A 17,471-nucleotide genomic window follows, 5' to 3' on the forward strand; every position below is an offset into this window, starting at 1 on the left:
GCAAAAACCCCTGACTGCATCCAGGGTAAATAGCAACAATGTTAGCCACTGAGGAGCCAGGATAATGGCGATGGCACTGGCAACCGGCGGGAGCCGGGGGATTGGCAAGGCAACGGCGCTGCAACTGGGCCGGGAAGGCTACACCGTGGTGGTGAACTACCGGGAAAATCATGCCGCCGCGGAAGCGGTCGTGGCCGAAATTATCAGCAAAGGCGGGCGGGCGTTTTGTATCCAGGGGGATATCAGCAATGAAGCGCAGGTCAACGGGCTGTTTGCTACCCTCGATCATCAGGAAGAATCCCTGACAGCACTGGTCAATAACGCCGGGGTCCTGTTCAGCCAGGGAACGATTGAACAACTGAGCGCCGCGCGGATTAATGCCGTGCTTGCCACTAACGTGACCGGCTACTTCCTCTGCTGCCGGGAGGCGGTAAAGCACATGTCCTACCAGCACGGTGGCCAGGGCGGGGCGATTGTGAATGTTTCTTCCGCCGCCGCCCGGCTGGGGGCTGCCGGGGAATATCTGGATTACGCGGCCTCCAAGGGGGCGGTTGATACGCTGACGGTGGGGCTCTCCCTGGAGGTGGCAGCCCAGGGCATCCGGGTTAACGGGGTCAGACCGGGGTTTATCTACACCGACATGCACGCCAGCGGCGGTGAACCAGGCCGGGTGGACCGGGTTGGCCCGTCACTCCCTATGCAGCGCGGTGGCCGCCCGGAAGAAGTGGCCGAGGCGATAGCCTGGCTGCTGAGCAGTAAAGCGTCTTATGTGACCGGCAGTATTATTGATATGGCGGGAGGGAAATAATTGCCGGGGGCAGAGGCCCCCCGGGGATTAGCTGATATACAGATAAATGGCCAGGAAGTGGCACACGCTGCCCCCCAGCACAAAACCGTGCCAGATGGCGTGGTTATAGGGAATGCGTTTACAGACGTAAAAAATAACCCCCAGCGAGTAGACGACACCGCCTGCCGCCAACAGGGTGACCCCGCCTATTGAGAGTTTGATTGCCAGCTGGTAGACCACAATCAGCGACAGCCAGCCCATCACCAGATAGGTCACCAGCGACAGTATCTTAAAGCGGTGGGCAATGGTGAGCTTAAACAGGATCCCCAGCAACGCCAGGCTCCAGATGACGATCATCAGCCCTTTTGCCAGCGGCGAGTTCAGCCCCACCAGCAAAAACGGGGTATAAGTCCCGGCAATCAGCAGGTAAATAGCGCAGTGGTCGAATTTTTTTAGCCAGGGTTTGGCCCGCTGGTGCGGAATGGCGTGATACAGGGTTGAGGCCAGAAACAGCAGGATCATGCTGCCGCCGTACAGGCTATAACTGGTAATGGCGGTTGCGCCGGCATTGGTATCTATTGCCTGAACCAGCAATAACACCAGCCCGACAATACCGAATACCAGACCAATACCGTGACTGATACTGTTGGCTATCTCCTCAGCCAGAGAATATCCTTGTGCAATTAATGGCTTACGGATCATTGTGCTCCCTCCGGGAAGCCGGAACAGAAATTACATTCACTAGCCTAACTGAGAATGATTCCAGTGAACACCTGTTAGCTAAAATAATATTGTGAACTGATGTAACCCGTCCGACAACCGGCTGTGATAACTTCTTTAACAGTATTATGACGTAGCGAGATGACATCCTGGTGAATAACGATCCTCTGCAACAAACTATCGGCTTTTTAATGGAGCTGGACGCCCTGAAACGGGTTACCCGCCGCACCCGTCTGCTAAACCACGGCCGCCATGAGAACTCGGCGGAACACAGCTGGCATTTTGCGATGGCGGCCATGAGCCTCGCCCCCTGGGCTCCCGAAGGGACCACTATTAGCCGGGTGATCGAGATGGCATTAGTGCACGATATTGTCGAAATCGACGTGGGGGATGTTCTGGTTTACGATCTGGCCGGGCGGGCTGCCGTTGCCGAACGGGAAGCGGCAGCGGCCCGGCGTATATTCGGGTTGCTTCCGGCGGCGCAGTCGGCGCGATTTCTGGCGCTCTGGGAAGAGTATGAAGCAGGCACCACGGCGGAAGCCCGTTTTGCCGGTGCGCTGGACAGGCTGCTGCCGGTTATCCAGAATCTACACAATGAAGGACAAAGCTGGCGGGAGAATGACATCGCGCTGGAGCAAGTGCTGTCCCGTAATGCCCATGTGGCGCAAACCCTGCCAGCACTGTGGGACTATGTTGAACAGCAATTATACTCCGCCCGGGACCAGGGCTGGCTACGCTGAGCCAGGCACCGGACGATAACAGGGAATCGGTACGTGACAATGTTTACCCACGCCGCCATTGCCAGCCTGAACGGGCTGGAAATGATGGTTTACAACTATGTGATTAAAAATCGCGATAAGGTGATGTACATGACCATTCGCGAGCTGGCAGAAGCGGCCGGGGTTTCCACCACCACGGTACTGCGCTTTTGTCGCAAACTACATTGTGATGGTTATTCTGAATTTCGCGTTCGTTTTAAATTATATCTCGAACAGGATGAGCCACTGGATAGCCATTTTGGCACCAGCGAGATAATTAGTTTTTTTAAAAGTGTCAGCAATGATGAGTTTGAAAACCTGCTCGATAATGCTGTTGATATTATATTAAGTTCAGAGCGGGTGATATTTGTTGGTGCGGGTACATCAGGCGCCCTGGCAAAATATGGTGCGCGCTTCTTTTCTAATGTCGGTAAATTCAGTAACCATATTGATGATCCTTATTTCCCGGTGAGCAACGATATGGCAAAAAATGCGCTGGCGATTGTGCTGTCTGTCTCCGGTGAGACTGCAGAGATACTGCGCTTTGCCAGCCAGTTCAGCCTGCATAACTGCAAGGTGATGTCGATCACCAGTCATGATAATTCCGCCCTCGCCAGACTGGCGGATTTTAACCTCTCCTGGCATATTCCCCAAACCCGCGTTGGCGGCGTTTACGATATTACCACTCAAATTCCGGTAATATATATACTGGAAACCCTGGGGCGTAAACTTGCTAAAAAAATGGCGTAAAATCGTTATTAAATAACAGGGTGTTTTTTCGGTGTAACAAATTACCTGAGGGGTGATTTGTTATATCGTGACATTTCATTTTGCTTTGTTAGACTCCAGTTATCCGATTACAGCTCAAACGAGCGGTGACTATTTAACATCCTGTCCAGGGAGCCTGACGATGAAAAAATTGACTCTGCCAAAAGACTTTTTATGGGGTGGCGCGGTGGCGGCGCACCAGGTGGAAGGTGGCTGGAACCAGGGGGGCAAAGGCCCGAGTATTTGTGATGTGCTGACCGGCGGCGCCCACGGTGTCCCGCGTGAGATAACCCGCGAGGTGGACGCCGATAAATACTACCCCAACCATGAAGCCGTCGATTTTTACGGCCACTACAAAGAAGACATCAAACTGTTTGCCGAAATGGGGTTTAAGTGTTTCCGCACCTCCATTGCCTGGACGCGGATCTTCCCGCTGGGTGACGAGCAGCAGCCCAACGAAGCAGGGCTGAAGTTTTATGACGACATGTTCGATGAGTTGCTCAAGTACAACATTGAGCCAGTCATCACCCTGTCTCACTTTGAGATGCCGCTGCATCTGGTGCAGGAGTACGGCGGCTGGACCAACCGCAAAGTGGTGGACTTCTTCGCCCGCTTTGCTGAAGTGGTGTTCGAGCGCTACAAGCACAAAGTGAAATACTGGATGACCTTTAACGAGATCAATAACCAGCGTAACTGGCGTGCGCCGCTGTTTGGCTACTGCTGCTCCGGGGTGGTGTTCACCGAGCATGACAACCCGGAAGAGACCATGTACCAGGTGCTGCACCACCAGTTTGTGGCCAGCGCGCTGGCCGTGAAGGCGGCGCGCCGCATTAACCCGGAGATGCAAGTGGGTTGTATGCTGGCGATGGTGGCGCTGTACCCGTTCTCCTGCAAACCGGACGATGTGATGTTTGCGCAGGAGTCGATGCGTGAGCGTTATGTGTTCACCGATGTGCAGCTACGGGGTTACTACCCGTCTTATGTGCTCAATGAGTGGGAACGCCGCGGTTTTACCATCCAGATGGAAGACGGTGACGCGCAGATCCTGCGTGAAGGCACCTGCGATTATCTGGGCCTCAGCTACTACATGACCAATGCCGTGCAGGCGTCTGGCGGCAGCGGCGATGCGATTTCCGGGTTTGAAGGCAGCGTGCCGAACCCCCATGTGAAGGCGTCTGACTGGGGCTGGCAGATTGACCCGGTAGGCCTGCGTTATTCACTGTGTGAACTGTATGAGCGCTACCAGAAGCCGCTGTTTATTGTTGAAAACGGCTTTGGTGCTTATGACAAGGTGGAAGCGGACGGCAGCATTAACGACGATTACCGCATTGATTACCTGCGTGCCCATATTGACGAGATGATCAAAGCCGTGACTTACGACGGGGTTGATCTGATGGGCTACACCCCCTGGGGTTGCATTGACTGCGTATCCTTCACCACCGGGCAGTACAGTAAGCGCTATGGGTTTATCTACGTCAACAAGCATGACGACGGCACCGGGGATATGTCCCGCTCCCGTAAGAAGAGCTTTGACTGGTATAAAAATGTTATCGCCAGCAATGGCGAGACGTTATAAAAAATCAACCGGGGCCCACAGCCCCGGTTTTTCATTACGCCGTTACGGCGCGGTTATTCTTCTTCCGCCAGTGAGTAGGGCAACTGCTGGATAGTCAGGTTGCCGCTGGCATCGTCACGCACCCGGAATACGCTGTCCGGCGCCATGTCGTTGTTCATCACCACCTGGACTTCCAGGCGATCGTTTTCCAGCATGACCGCCGCCAGTACCGTCCCGGTACGGCGCCAGTTGTCGCCCAGTTTCAGTTCCAGATCTTCACCCGCTGCCGGCACCCGGCTGGCGCGACCTGCCAGGGTCCAGAGTGCGCGCTTATTCGCCCCGCGGAATTTCGCCCGGGCCACGGTTTCCTGGCCGGTGTAACAGCCTTTTTTAAAGCTGATCCCCCCGAGGGCCTGGATATTGGTGGCCTGAGGAATTAACTGGGCGCTGTTGGGCTCGTCGATAACCGGTAGCCCCGCTTCGATATTCAGCGCCAGCCACTGCTCGCTGTTGTTAAGTTGGGCGCTGTCCTGCAATGCGGCAACCATCTGGGTGGCAACCTCTTCGCGGGTGATAACCAGGAAGCGTTCTGCCGGCAGGCCAAACCACAGCAGGGTGGTGTCATCGCTGTGGGTGACCTGGGTGGTGGCGTCCGGCAGAGAAGGGAAGATCCCGGCCAGGGCTTCACGGGCCTGGTGCCCGGCCACGCCGATCATGACCCGGGAGTCGTCGGCGCTGATGGTGACTTTGGAAAAGACGGCGTATTTCTTCAGCGCCGCCAACTGGCTTTGCTGAACGCTGCGGCGCTCAATCCAGAAAAAATCACTGCCATGCCTGAAAATGCGCAAATTACTCCACATTTTTCCTTTAGCATCGCAGTGTGCCGTCAGTAGATGTTGTTCTGCGGTAAGCTGGGTGACATCCGCGGTGACTTGTCCCTGGAGATATTTTTCACTGTCCGGGCCGCTGATAACTGACAGCGCCCACGCGTCGAGTGAGATAAGCGTCAGAGGGAGATGCCCGGCATCAGCGGGTTGTCGCGCAGGAAATGGGGTGAGTGCCATAGAAAAGCTCCGGTTACACAACAGATTGTTGACCTAATGGTAAAATAGGCACCTGCCATTGCAAATGCTTTCATCATGCGATTTGTGCCGTTAGCCGATAAACCCCGGAGGATAAGGGCGCCGGGGGTAAGGGAAAAAATAAACTAATCAGTAACATTGCCTGATGCTGAAACGTAAAACACGTTACACTAGCGGCCAGACCAGGTAATTACACAGGATGGATTTCATGGATATCAATAACAAAGCCCGTATCCACTGGGCCTGTCGCCGCGGAATGCGCGAACTGGATATTTCCATCATGCCGTTTTTCGAGCATGAGTATGACACCCTTAGTGATGGCGATAAACAGACCTTTATCCGCCTGCTGGAATGTGACGATCCAGACTTATTCAACTGGCTGATGAATCACGGTAAACCCGCGGATGCTGAACTCCAGCATATGATTGCTTTGATCCAGCAACGGAACCGGGAACGTGGCCCTGTGGCAATCTGAATTACGCGTCTCCTGGCGCGCACAATGGCTTTCATTACTGCTCCACGGTGTTGTGGCGGCGGTAGTGCTGCTGCTTCCCTGGCCCCTGAACTATCTGCCGGTATGGCTGTTGTTGTTGTCGCTGGTGGTGCTGGACTGCGTACGCAGCCAGCGGCGAATTAACGCCCGTCATGGGGTGATTAAACTGCTGGAAAATCAGCGCGTACGCTGGCAGGAGCGGGACTGGCAGATTCAGGGAAAACCCTGGGTTATTCGCAGTGGCATATTACTGCGCCTGCGCGATGTTGCCACCGCCCGGCGCCACTATTTGTGGATAGCCGCCGACAGCCTCGACCAGGAAGAGTGGCGCGAGTTGCGCCAGGTTCTGGCCAATAATGATATGCAAACCCCGTCCTGATGGCGGGGTTTTTTATTGTCTTGTTTCCGCTATCGCTATAGGCCGCAGGATAATGCCTGGTTGCTATGTTCTGGCGCGATCTGAACGCTTAACACCGCTTCCCTAAGGCAAAAATCACAATACTTCACTGCGCTAACCGCCCGCCATTCCTTACTATCTCTCCCCATTGTTACTACCGAAAATCTCAATCCCGGCCCCCCGGTTTACAACCCTGTGCTGATGCCGCCCGGACGTGGCGGTTTTTATTTAACATGTTGAAAAATAAGGAGTATGTTAAATGTTTTGCTTGACATGCAAATGGCTGGTCAGTATAATTACGGGCTTTTACAACCAGCACGGTGATATTTCTTTCCTTTCCAGCAACGATTCATGCCGTAGACATTCCCCCTCAGGATGTACACACTGTGGTTTCGGTCGACTATGATCGGAGCGGTGCTTTTGCCACATATACTATCCTGAAAAAACACCCCGCATAAAGCGGGGTGTTTTTGTGTCATCTGAAGGGCTGGCGTTAGCTAAAGCGCTCTGCCATTTCCCCGAGGATTTGTTCGCACCAGGTTTGCAGCCGCTCGTCGCTCAGGTCGTACTGGTTGGTCTCATCCAGCGCCAGGCCCACAAACAGCTCACCGTCGGCAACCACCGGTTTTTTACTGGTAAATTCATAGCCGTCGGTGGGCCAGTAACCAATAAAATTAACCCCCAGCGGGGCGAGCTTATCGTGTAGCATTCCCAGGGCATCAAGGAACCATTCGCCGTAACCCAGTTGATCGCCCATACCGTACAGTGCGACAATTTTACCGGCCAGCGTAAGCCCGGCCAACTGATCCCAGATAGCTTCCCAGTCTTCCTGAAGTTCGCCAAAGTCCCATGTCGGAATACCGAGGATCAGCACATCATACTGTTCCATTAACGCCGGGCTGTCGTCTTTAAGATTATGCAGGGTCACCAGCTCCGGGCCGATGATATCGCGGATTTTCTCCGCCGCCATTTCGGTGTAACAGGTGCTGGAACCATAAAACAGGCCAATTTTCATAGGGTAAAAAACTCAACTCGTCTCACGCATGGCGGGCAGTGTACCAGATCATGGCACTCTTCAGGCATAATGAGCACAATCAACACAATCAGGAGGCGACCGTGGAGCGGGACGTTGAGCAAGCGATAGCGCAAGAAAAACAGCAAGATCTTGCCTGTATTGAACAATTCCTCGATACGCTCTGGCTGGAGCGCAACCTGGCAGAAAATACCTTAAGCGCCTACCGGCGCGATCTGACCATGACCCTCGACTGGCTGCATCACCACCAGCGCGATTTGCTGACGGTCCAGGCGGATGATTTACAACAACTGCTGGCAGAGCGCCTGGAAGGGGGCTATAAGGCCACCAGTTCAGCCCGGCTACTGAGTGCGCTGCGCCGTCTGTTCCAGTACCTGTACCGGGAAAAATTGCGCCCTGACGATCCCAGTGCGCTGTTGTCTTCACCAAAATTGCCCCAGCGGCTGCCGAAAGATCTCTCTGAGGCCCAGGTAGAGCGCCTGCTCCAGGCCCCGGTGGTGGATCAGCCCATTGAACTGCGCGATAAAGCCATGCTGGAGCTGCTCTATGCCACCGGGCTGCGCGTCTCGGAACTGGTTGGCCTGGTGATGAGCGACATCAGCCTGCGCCAGGGGGTGGTGCGGGTAATCGGCAAAGGCAATAAAGAGCGCCTGGTGCCCCTTGGTGAGGAGGCGGTCTACTGGCTGGAGAATTACCTGGAATATGGCCGTCCCTGGCTGCTTAACGGCCAGTCACTCGACGTGGTGTTCCCCAGCAACCGGGCCAGACAAATGACCCGCCAGACCTTCTGGCATCGGATTAAACATTATGCGACGCTGGCGGGTATCGACAGCGAAAAGCTCTCGCCGCACGTTTTGCGCCATGCCTTCGCCACCCATTTGCTTAATCATGGTGCCGATTTACGTGTGGTTCAGATGTTGCTTGGGCATAGTGACCTGTCCACAACACAAATTTATACCCATGTGGCGACCGAGCGATTGCGCCAGCTACATCAACAGCACCACCCGCGAGCGTGAGTGCCGGATCAACTCAAAAGGATGACAGAATGAAAAAAGGTGTATTACTGCTGGCCCTGCTGGCAACAACAGTTTCCGGTATTGCCCACGCTGATGATGCCGCCATCAAACAGGCGCTGAGCCGTTTAGGGGTCGCCAATCCGGAGATCCAGCCAGCGCCACTGGCCGGCATGAAGACCGTATTGACCGATAGCGGCATTCTGTATGTGACTGAAGACGGCAAGCACGTCCTTCAGGGGCCGCTGTACGATGTCAGCGGGAAACAACCGGTGAACGTCACTAACCAGCTGCTGATGGGCAAACTGAACGGGCTGGAAAAAGAGATGATCATCTACAAAGCCCCGAATGAAAAATACACGGTCACCGTGTTTACCGACATCACCTGTGGCTACTGCCACAAACTGCACGAAGAGATGGCGGACTACAACGCGCTGGGGATCACCGTGCGTTATCTGGCCTTCCCGCGCCAGGGGCTGAACAGCCAGGCGGAGCAGGACATGAAAGCGGTCTGGTGTGCGAAAGACAGCAATAAAGCCTTCGATACCGCCATGAAAGACGGCAAAGTGGCGGCGGCCAGCTGCGCTATTAATCTCGCCAGCCACTACCAGCTGGGTATTCAGTTCGGCATCCAGGGCACCCCGGCCATCGTGCTGAATGACGGCACCATGATCCCGGGTTATCAGGGGCCGAAAGAGCTGAAAGAGTTTCTTGATAATCATCGTAAAGCGTCAGCGGGTGGTCGGTAACGGGTGGAACAAAAAACACAACTTCGCCGCCGGGTCGTCAATGACGCGGCGGCCCTGCCAGACACGCTTGCACCGATCCTGAAACGTATTTATGCCAGCCGTGGCGTGTTGAGCGCGGCGGACCTGGAGCGCAGTGTCAAAGGGATGCTGCCCTGGCAGCAGCTTAATGGGATTGAGAGCGCCGTCGCGTTACTGCATGACGCGCTGCAACACCAGCGCCATATCATGATAGTCGGGGATTTCGATGCCGATGGCGCCACCAGTACCGCATTAAGCGTGCTGGCGCTGCGCGCCATGGGCGGCCAGCGGATTAGCTTCCTGGTGCCAAACCGTTTTGAAGACGGCTACGGGCTTAGCCCGGAAGTGGTTGATCAGGCCCACGCCCGCGGTGCCGAGGTAATCATGACCGTGGATAACGGGATCTCGTCTCACAGCGGCGTGGCCCGGGCCCATGAACTGGGGATCCCGGTGCTGGTGACCGATCACCACCTGCCCGGCGATGTGCTGCCTGCCGCAGAGGCTATCATCAACCCTAACCTGGCGGACTGTACCTTTCCGTCCAAATCCCTGGCTGGGGTGGGGGTGGCATTTTACCTGATGCTGGCCATGCGCACCCATCTGCGCGATGTGGGCTGGTTTGAGCAGCAGGGGATAGCGATCCCGAACCTTGCCGAGCTGCTGGACCTGGTGGCGCTGGGCACCGTTGCGGATGTGGTGCCCCTCGACATGAACAACCGTATTCTGACCTGGCAAGGGCTGAGCCGCATTCGCGCCGGGAAATGCCGCCCGGGTATTCGCGCGCTACTGGAAATTGCGAATCGGGATGCCGCGCGGCTGACGTCGACGGATCTCGGGTTTGCCCTCGGCCCGCGGCTTAATGCTGCCGGCAGGCTGGATGATATGTCCGTTGGGGTCTCGTTGCTGCTCAGCGATAACCTCGCTCAGGCGCGGATGCTGGCCAATGAGCTGGACGCCCTTAACCAGACCCGCAAAGAGATTGAGCAGGGCATGCAGAGTGAAGCGCTGACCTTGTGTGACGATCTGGGGCGCCGGATGCAAAACCTGCCTGCCGGGCTGGCGCTGTATCACCCCCAGTGGCATCAGGGGGTGGTGGGTATTCTGGCATCGCGGATTAAAGAGCGCTTCCACCGGCCGGTGATTGCTTTTGCCCCGGCGGGGGATGGCTTGCTGAAAGGCTCAGGCCGTTCGGTACAGGGCCTGCATATGCGCGATGCGCTGGAGCGCCTCGATACGCTGCACCCGGGGATGATGCAAAAATTTGGTGGCCACGCCATGGCGGCGGGGTTAACCCTTGAGGAGGCGCAGTTCGAGGCGTTTAGTGAGCGCTTTGCGGCGCTGGTGAACGACTGGCTGGACCCGGCCATGCTCCAGGGGGAGATCTGGTCAGACGGCCCGCTCACTGCCCCGGAAATGACCATGGAGACAGCGGAGCTACTGCGCGATGCGGGCCCCTGGGGGCAAATGTTCCCGGAACCAGTATTTGACGGTAAGTTTCGCCTGTTACAGCAGCGCATTGTGGGCGAGCGCCACCTTAAGGTGATGGTGGAACCGGCTGGGGGTGGCCCGCTGCTGGACGGCATCGCGTTTAATATTGACCCCGCCCGCTGGCCGGATAACGGCGTACGCGAGGTAGAGCTTGCCTATAAGCTGGATGTGAACGAGTTTCGCGGTAACCGCAGCCTGCAATTGATTATTGACAATATCTGGCCATTATGACGCCAGATTCGCTATAAAAGGTCCAGGGGATACGGTAGACTCGGATCTTTACACTATGACTATTTTTTCTGCCATTTACTAAAGATTCTACAAAATATGTTTGAAATTAATCCAGTAAATAACCGCATTCAAGACCTCACTGAGCGCAGCGACGTTCTTAGGGGGTATCTTTGACTACGATGCCAAGAAAGAGCGTCTTGAAGAAGTAAACGCCGAGCTGGAACAGCCGGATGTATGGAATGAGCCTGAACGTGCTCAAGCTTTAGGCAAAGAGCGTTCTTCTCTGGAAGCAATTGTTGACACTTTGGACCAGATGCGGCAGGGTCTTGAAGACGTCTCCGGTTTGCTTGAGCTGGCTGTTGAGGCGGATGATGAAGAAACGTTCAACGAGGCTGTTGTCGAGCTGGACGGGTTAGAGGCCAAATTGGCACAGCTGGAGTTCCGCCGGATGTTCTCTGGCGAATATGACAGCGCAGATTGCTACCTGGATATCCAGGCAGGCTCCGGCGGTACCGAGGCTCAGGACTGGGCCAGTATGTTAGTCCGTATGTATCTGCGCTGGGCTGAGGCCCGGGGTTTCAAAACTGAGATTATTGAAGAATCTGAAGGCGAAGTGGCCGGGATAAAATCTGCGACGATCCGTATCGCAGGGGACTATGCTTATGGCTGGCTGCGTACTGAAACCGGTGTTCACCGTTTAGTTCGCAAAAGTCCATTCGATTCCGGCGGCCGTCGCCACACTTCATTCAGTTCCGCGTTTGTTTATCCGGAAGTGGACGAAGATATAGATATTGAAATCAACCCTGCGGACCTGCGTATCGATGTGTATCGTGCGTCAGGTGCTGGTGGGCAGCACGTTAACCGTACAGAATCCGCGGTGCGTATTACCCACGTTCCAACGGGATTGGTAACGCAGTGCCAGAACGATCGTTCGCAGCATAAGAACAAAGATCAGGCCATGAAGCAGATGAAGGCGAAGTTGTACGAGCTGGAAATGCAGAAGAAAAATGCCGAAAAACAGGCGGTGGAAGAGACAAAATCTGACATCGGCTGGGGCAGCCAGATCCGTTCCTATGTTCTGGATGATTCGCGCATTAAAGACTTGCGTACCGGGGTTGAAACCCGCAATACACAGGCCGTATTGGATGGCGATCTGGACAAATTTATCGAAGCAAGTTTGAAAGCTGGATTATGAGGAACCAAAATGTCTGAACAACAATCACAGGGCACCACCGAAGTCGCACAGGATCTTAACAACGAATTACAGACTCGTCGTGAGAAGCTGGCGGCACTGCGCAAGCAGGGCGTGGCATTCCCTAACGATTTCCGCCGTGATCATACCTCTGACCAACTGCATGCCGACTTCGACGCTAAAGACGCTGAAGAGCTGGAATCACTGAATATTGAAGTCAGTGTTGCTGGCCGCATGATGACCCGCCGTATTATGGGTAAAGCCTCTTTTGTGACCTTGCAGGATGTGGGTGGTCGTATTCAGTTGTATGTATCCCGTGACGATCTGCCGGAAGGCATTTATAACGACGAATTCAAGAAATGGGACCTCGGGGATATTCTGGGTGCACGCGGTAAGTTGTTTAAGACCAAAACCGGCGAGCTGTCCATCCACTGTACTGAACTGCGTCTGCTGACTAAAGCACTGCGTCCTCTGCCGGATAAATTCCACGGCCTGGCTGACCAGGAAACACGCTATCGTCAACGTTATCTGGACCTGATTGCTAACGACGAATCCCGTAAAACGTTCCAGACCCGTTCCCGTATCCTGGCCGGTATTCGCCAGTTCATGGTTGAACGCGGTTTTATGGAAGTTGAAACCCCGATGATGCAGGTTATCCCGGGCGGGGCGTCTGCGCGTCCGTTTATCACTCACCACAATGCGCTGGATATGGACATGTATCTGCGTATTGCCCCGGAACTGTACCTGAAACGTCTGGTGGTGGGTGGCTTCGAACGCGTGTTCGAAATCAACCGTAACTTCCGTAACGAAGGTATCTCTGTACGCCACAACCCTGAGTTCACCATGATGGAACTCTATATGGCGTATGCGGATTACAAAGACCTGATCGAGCTGACCGAGTCTCTGTTCCGTACGCTGGCAGAAACCGTTCTGGGCCACACTGATGTTCAGTACGGCGAGCATGTGTTTGATTTCGGCAAACCGTTTATCAAACTGACCATGCTGGAAGCTATCAAAAAATACCGTCCGGAAACCAACATGGATGACCTGAAAAACTTTGACAGTGCGAAAGCGCTGGCTGAGTCTCTGGGCATCAAAGTTGAGAAAAGCTGGGGCCTGGGCCGCGTAACTGCTGAAATCTTTGATGAAGTTGCAGAAGCGCATCTGATCCAGCCGACCTTTATTACCGAGTACCCGGCAGAGATTTCTCCGCTGGCGCGCCGTAATGACGTTAACCCGGAAATCACCGACCGCTTTGAATTCTTCATCGGCGGCCGTGAAATCGGTAACGGCTTCTCCGAGCTGAACGATGCTGAAGACCAGGCTGAACGTTTCCGCGAGCAGGTTGACGCGAAAGCCAACGGCGATGACGAAGCAATGTTCTACGATGAAGACTATGTGACTGCACTGGAACATGGTCTGCCGCCGACCGCTGGCCTGGGTATCGGTATCGACCGTCTGATGATGCTGTTCACCAACAGCCACACCATTCGCGACGTTATCCTGTTCCCGGCCCTGCGTCCGCAGAAATAATCTTCCGCCCGTGGCGTGCCACGCAGGCTGAACAATACCGCCCATCCGGGCGGTATTTTTTTGGCTGTTATTCCGCGGCAACGGCGATGTTTCTGCGGCGCTGAAAATGTTAACATTCCCGCCCCGGCAGCAGAGAAACAGGAGAAAGGACACCATGGTGAGCAACGGATCGCAATTCGCCCTGTGGCGCCAGCGTATCATTAGCCTGGTCTGCTGCCTGATGCTGGCCGCCTGCGCCAGTAAAAGCGGCGGTGGCAGCAATAGCGGCTCGACCTGGACGGTAAAGCGCGGCGACACGCTGTACCGGATCTCCCGGGAGACCGGCACCCCGGTTGCCGATCTGGCCCGGCTTAACGGCCTGAAACACCCGTATACCATCACCGTTGGCCAGAAACTGCGGGTTAACGGCGCTACCGCGAGCGCCAGCAAGCGCAGCCGCCCACCGGCGGCTTCCGGCCAGCGTACTACCGGGGTGGCGCGTATGCCGTCTAAACCGGCGGCGGGCTGGCCACCCATTGGCGAGCGCTGCTGGCGCTGGCCCGCCAGCGGTAAAGTGGTGCTGCCATATTCCAGTGCCGATGGCGGTAACAAAGGGATTGATATTGCCGGCACCCGCGGGGATCCGATTTATGCCGCCGGGGCCGGGACCGTGGTTTACACCGGGAACCAGCTGCGCGGTTACGGCAATCTGATCATGATTAAGCACGATCAGCAGTACATCACCGCCTATGCCCATAACGACACCATGCTGGTGCGTAACGGTGAGAAGGTTGCCGCCGGGCAGAAGATTGCCACCATGGGCAACAGCGGGGCGGAGTCGGTGCGTTTGCACTTCCAGGTTCGTTATAAGGCGACGGCTATTGATCCACAGCGTTATCTGCCATTACCGGGGAAAAGTCCATCCTGTTGATGGGCTTATTGGGGTCGCAAGCGGGGGAGGGTGAAAATAAACGCGCTCAAATGCTTAAAATACCATCACTTAACGCAATCTGCTCTTGCCAGTGTGGTGTGAAGGTTTATAATGCCAATCGCACTCCAGATGCGGGCGTAGTTCAATGGTAGAACGAGAGCTTCCCAAGCTCTATACGAGGGTTCGATTCCCTTCGCCCGCTCCAAACAAACATTTCTCAACGTCTACCCAAGTCCACAAAAGCCACCAACTACAAGTCTTAGCGCTAATTCTCGTTATTTCTACGTCTACTTTCATCTACCGAAATCTATACATCTATGTGTATAGTAATGCGTATAGCCCGCGCTCTACACTCTGGAACTATACACAATGCCACTTACAGACCTTGAAATCAGGCGCTCTAAGCCACGTGAGAAGCCCTATACACTTAATGATGGTAGCGGCCTGTCTCTACTCATTGAGCCGAACGGATCAAAGGGGTGGCGTTTCCGGTATCGTTTCGACGGAAAGCCCAAAATGCTGTCGCTTGGCACATATCCTGATATTCCTTTGACCGAAGCTAGGTTGAAACGCGATGAGGCTAAAAAGCTGGTGGTAGCAGGCATAAACCCCAGCGATGTACGTAAGAGAGAAAAGCAGGTAAGGGAGGAAGAAAGGGGGAATACCTTTGAAGCTATCGCCCGCGAGTGGTACGAAAAGCGCACTGATCGCTGGTCTGCTGGTTATGCCGAAGAAATGATGAAGACGTTTGAGACTGACGTATTTCCGTTTATTGGCGGGCGTCCTATCGCTGAAATTAAGCCGATGGAACTGATGGGCGTCCTTTCCCGGCTGGACGAGCGCGGGGCGACCGAGAAGCTACGTAAAGTCCGGCAACGCTGCGGCGAGGTGTGGCGTTATGCCATCGTTACTGGTAGGGCTGAGTATAATCCCGCACCTGATCTCGTAAGTGCTTTTGTCCCGCATAAGAAAGAGCATTACGCATTTTTGAAACACGAAGAATTGCCAGAATTTTTTAGAACGTTGAATACCTATAGCGGCAGCATTGTGGTTAAGCTGGCAATGCGCTTGCAGGTGCTTACTGGTTTGCGACCCGGTGAACTACGGCAAGGGGAGTGGGCTGAAATTGATTTTGAAAAGCGCTTATGGGAAGTACCGCCTTCCAGAATGAAAAAGCGTCGTCCTCACTGCGTACCGTTATCCGATCAGGCTATTGCCATTCTGGAACAGCTAAAGCCAATCACCGGGCACTATCAGTTTATTTTCCCTGGAAGGATTCATCACAGTAAGCCGATGAGCGAAATGGCTATGAACGTCCTGATTCGTCGTATTGGGTATGCCGGGCGTGTAACCGGCCACGGATTCCGCCACACCATGAGCACAATTCTCCACGAACAGGGCTACAACACAGCGTGGATTGAAACGCAGCTGGCACACGTAGATAAAAACTCGATCCGTGGCACGTACAACCACGCCCAGTATCTGGACGGACGCCGAGAAATGCTTCAGTGGTATGCCGACTATATGGATAGCCTGGAGCATGGCGGAAATGTGGTTCACGGCTCGTTTGGTAAGGTCTCATAACTGGACGAATAGACAGTATAGGTATACCGGAGTAGACTCCAGTAGACGAACAAAGAATAGGCTATGTCTAGGCTGATCCCCGAAAACCCGTACACCTCTGCGGGCTGGTATAGCCGCCAAAATCAGAGGGCGCGAGGTGGCGTATGGCTAGAGCGACAAAAAAAGATTTATCGTGGTTTGATATTAATAACTATAACTTCATCAATGGGTTAACTCTCTCTCAATTTATCAAAGAACTTGAGTGGCGGGATTTCCTTTATCGGAATGTTGATGATGATCCTTCATTGTTTGGTAGGGAAGATGCTATTAAATATGAGCGTATTTTTTCAGGAGATCCCAATCTTGATGTGCCTAACAAAGAAGAAAAAGAAATCGAGGAGTTCATAGAAAGCGCACATGCCCAAGGCGATTCCTTGCGAAGCATTTACGGCGATCTTCCCAAAATCGCATCAGCTTTGGGTGTCAGTCCAATTACTTTTACTGAGCTTTCGATGTATGGATATGCTGCTATTGATCAGGGTTTTTTTAAAAGAGATGAGGAATACTTCTATATAAAACCTGAATCAATGCTCGCAAGTGTCTCTGGCAATCTTGAAAAATGCTTTACGAATATGGTGCTAGTGTCTATCGATCTAGAAGATGCCACTGATGAAGAAATAATAGCCAGCATGACCAAGGTGCTCCCCTTATGGAGAAAACAATTGGAATTGCCTGAGCAGGCTCATGTTGCACGAAAAAGAATTGGACTAAAAACCATCAAAAAGCTAATGGCTAATAGAGTCCTGCCTATCCTTGACCTGCTTATTTGGGAGAGAAGGAACGGCAAGGAAGTGTCTAACCCTATGATAGGTGCGCTAGTTTTTAACGATGATCCCAAAGATACCCAAGCCATCAAAGAAACTATCAAACCCTTCGCATTAGAGGCTATGAGTGAGCAATATACTCGTTTACTTCGCCTGTATATGAATAAGGATGGAGAAATCAACTCGTCTAAAATGTCTGAGTTGATGAGTAGATTTTTGTAGTGCTTAAAATTCTACAAAAATAAGACATGCATTTTCCTAGGGAAGGTGCGAATAAGCAGGTCATTTCTTCCCAAGCTGACTCGCTGATTAAAATTTCGCGGATCTGGGCCGATTTTTTTCCCGCAAACACATCGA

At 53.9% G+C, this 17,471-nt stretch carries 17 protein-coding genes and 1 tRNA gene; 15 read left to right on the plus strand and 3 right to left on the minus strand.

Annotation, left to right across the window (positions count from 1 at the left end; translation table 11 throughout):
- Positions 1–64 precede the first annotated feature (64 nt).
- Positions 65–808, plus strand: coding sequence for an SDR family oxidoreductase (locus tag F9C28_RS13270; RefSeq protein ID WP_199015842.1), 744 nt, complete (start codon positions 65–67; stop codon positions 806–808).
- 27 nt (positions 809–835) lie between these two features.
- Here F9C28_RS13270 and trhA read toward each other — a convergent pair whose 3' ends face one another.
- A complete protein-coding gene (gene trhA / locus F9C28_RS13275) occupies positions 836–1,489 on the minus strand; it encodes a PAQR family membrane homeostasis protein TrhA (RefSeq protein ID WP_199015843.1) in 654 nt (217 codons plus the stop codon).
- A 209-nt stretch (positions 1,490–1,698) separates the two neighbouring features.
- On the opposite strand from trhA, the gene F9C28_RS13280 reads away from it, so the two are divergent.
- From F9C28_RS13280 to F9C28_RS13290, 3 genes are all read left to right on the plus strand, one after another.
- Complete coding sequence (locus F9C28_RS13280; RefSeq protein ID WP_199015857.1) at positions 1,699–2,247, plus strand: HD domain-containing protein; 549 nt, start codon at positions 1,699–1,701, stop codon at positions 2,245–2,247.
- Between the two features lie 39 nt (positions 2,248–2,286).
- On the plus strand, positions 2,287–3,015 hold the full coding sequence (locus F9C28_RS13285; protein WP_199015858.1) for a MurR/RpiR family transcriptional regulator: 729 nt from the start codon (positions 2,287–2,289) through the stop codon (positions 3,013–3,015).
- 160 nt (positions 3,016–3,175) lie between these two features.
- Complete coding sequence (locus F9C28_RS13290) at positions 3,176–4,609, plus strand: 6-phospho-beta-glucosidase (protein ID WP_199015844.1); 1,434 nt, start codon at positions 3,176–3,178, stop codon at positions 4,607–4,609.
- A 53-nt stretch (positions 4,610–4,662) separates the two neighbouring features.
- On the opposite strand, the gene ygfZ is transcribed toward F9C28_RS13290, so the two are convergent.
- Entirely contained in the window at positions 4,663–5,652 is a 990-nt protein-coding gene (gene ygfZ, locus F9C28_RS13295; protein ID WP_199015845.1) for a tRNA-modifying protein YgfZ, read from the minus strand.
- Positions 5,653–5,878: 226 nt separating this feature from the next.
- On the opposite strand from ygfZ, the gene sdhE reads away from it, so the two are divergent.
- Entirely contained in the window at positions 5,879–6,145 is a 267-nt protein-coding gene (sdhE, locus tag F9C28_RS13300) for an FAD assembly factor SdhE (protein ID WP_199015846.1), read from the plus strand.
- Positions 6,126–6,542, plus strand: a complete 417-nt coding sequence (locus F9C28_RS13305; RefSeq protein ID WP_199015847.1) for a protein YgfX — start codon at positions 6,126–6,128, stop codon at positions 6,540–6,542. Before sdhE ends, F9C28_RS13305 begins: the two co-directional genes overlap by 20 nt.
- A gap of 511 nt (positions 6,543–7,053) precedes the next feature.
- On the opposite strand, the gene fldB is transcribed toward F9C28_RS13305, so the two are convergent.
- A complete protein-coding gene (gene fldB / locus F9C28_RS13310) occupies positions 7,054–7,575 on the minus strand; it encodes a flavodoxin FldB (RefSeq protein ID WP_199015848.1) in 522 nt (173 codons plus the stop codon).
- Between the two features lie 50 nt (positions 7,576–7,625).
- On the opposite strand from fldB, the gene xerD reads away from it, so the two are divergent.
- The 9 genes from xerD to F9C28_RS13355 all read left to right on the plus strand — a co-directional run bounded on the left by xerD (position 7,626) and on the right by F9C28_RS13355 (position 17,336).
- Positions 7,626–8,609: a site-specific tyrosine recombinase XerD gene (gene xerD, locus F9C28_RS13315; protein WP_233149066.1), complete on the plus strand. Its 984-nt coding sequence runs from the start codon at positions 7,626–7,628 to the stop codon at positions 8,607–8,609.
- Positions 8,610–8,638: 29 nt separating this feature from the next.
- Positions 8,639–9,355 (plus strand): bifunctional protein-disulfide isomerase/oxidoreductase DsbC, encoded by a 717-nt coding sequence (dsbC, locus tag F9C28_RS13320; RefSeq protein ID WP_199015849.1) that lies wholly within the window; start codon positions 8,639–8,641, stop codon positions 9,353–9,355.
- A gap of 3 nt (positions 9,356–9,358) precedes the next feature.
- Positions 9,359–11,092, plus strand: a complete 1,734-nt coding sequence (gene recJ / locus F9C28_RS13325) for a single-stranded-DNA-specific exonuclease RecJ (protein ID WP_199015850.1) — start codon at positions 9,359–9,361, stop codon at positions 11,090–11,092.
- Between the two features lie 96 nt (positions 11,093–11,188).
- A protein-coding gene (gene prfB, locus F9C28_RS13330; protein WP_199015851.1) for a peptide chain release factor 2 occupies positions 11,189–12,287 on the plus strand; the annotation gives its coding sequence in 2 pieces (ribosomal slippage) (positions 11,189–11,263 and positions 11,265–12,287; 1,098 coding nt in all).
- A gap of 9 nt (positions 12,288–12,296) precedes the next feature.
- Positions 12,297–13,817: a lysine--tRNA ligase gene (gene lysS / locus F9C28_RS13335; protein ID WP_199015852.1), complete on the plus strand. Its 1,521-nt coding sequence runs from the start codon at positions 12,297–12,299 to the stop codon at positions 13,815–13,817.
- A 154-nt stretch (positions 13,818–13,971) separates the two neighbouring features.
- The gene (actS, locus tag F9C28_RS13340; RefSeq protein WP_199015853.1) at positions 13,972–14,727 is read left to right on the plus strand and encodes an amidase activator ActS; all 756 of its coding nucleotides are present in this window, start codon (positions 13,972–13,974) and stop codon (positions 14,725–14,727) included.
- A gap of 131 nt (positions 14,728–14,858) precedes the next feature.
- Positions 14,859–14,932 (plus strand) — tRNA-Gly (locus F9C28_RS13345).
- Between the two features lie 164 nt (positions 14,933–15,096).
- Positions 15,097–16,311 (plus strand): tyrosine-type recombinase/integrase, encoded by a 1,215-nt coding sequence (locus F9C28_RS13350; protein WP_129304265.1) that lies wholly within the window; start codon positions 15,097–15,099, stop codon positions 16,309–16,311.
- 143 nt (positions 16,312–16,454) lie between these two features.
- A complete protein-coding gene (locus F9C28_RS13355; RefSeq protein WP_199015854.1) occupies positions 16,455–17,336 on the plus strand; it encodes a DUF6387 family protein in 882 nt (293 codons plus the stop codon).
- Positions 17,337–17,471: the final 135 nt, after the last annotated feature.

The sequence above is a fragment of the Shimwellia pseudoproteus genome (genome assembly GCF_016415625.1).
Lineage (GTDB): Bacteria > Pseudomonadota > Gammaproteobacteria > Enterobacterales > Enterobacteriaceae > Shimwellia > Shimwellia pseudoproteus.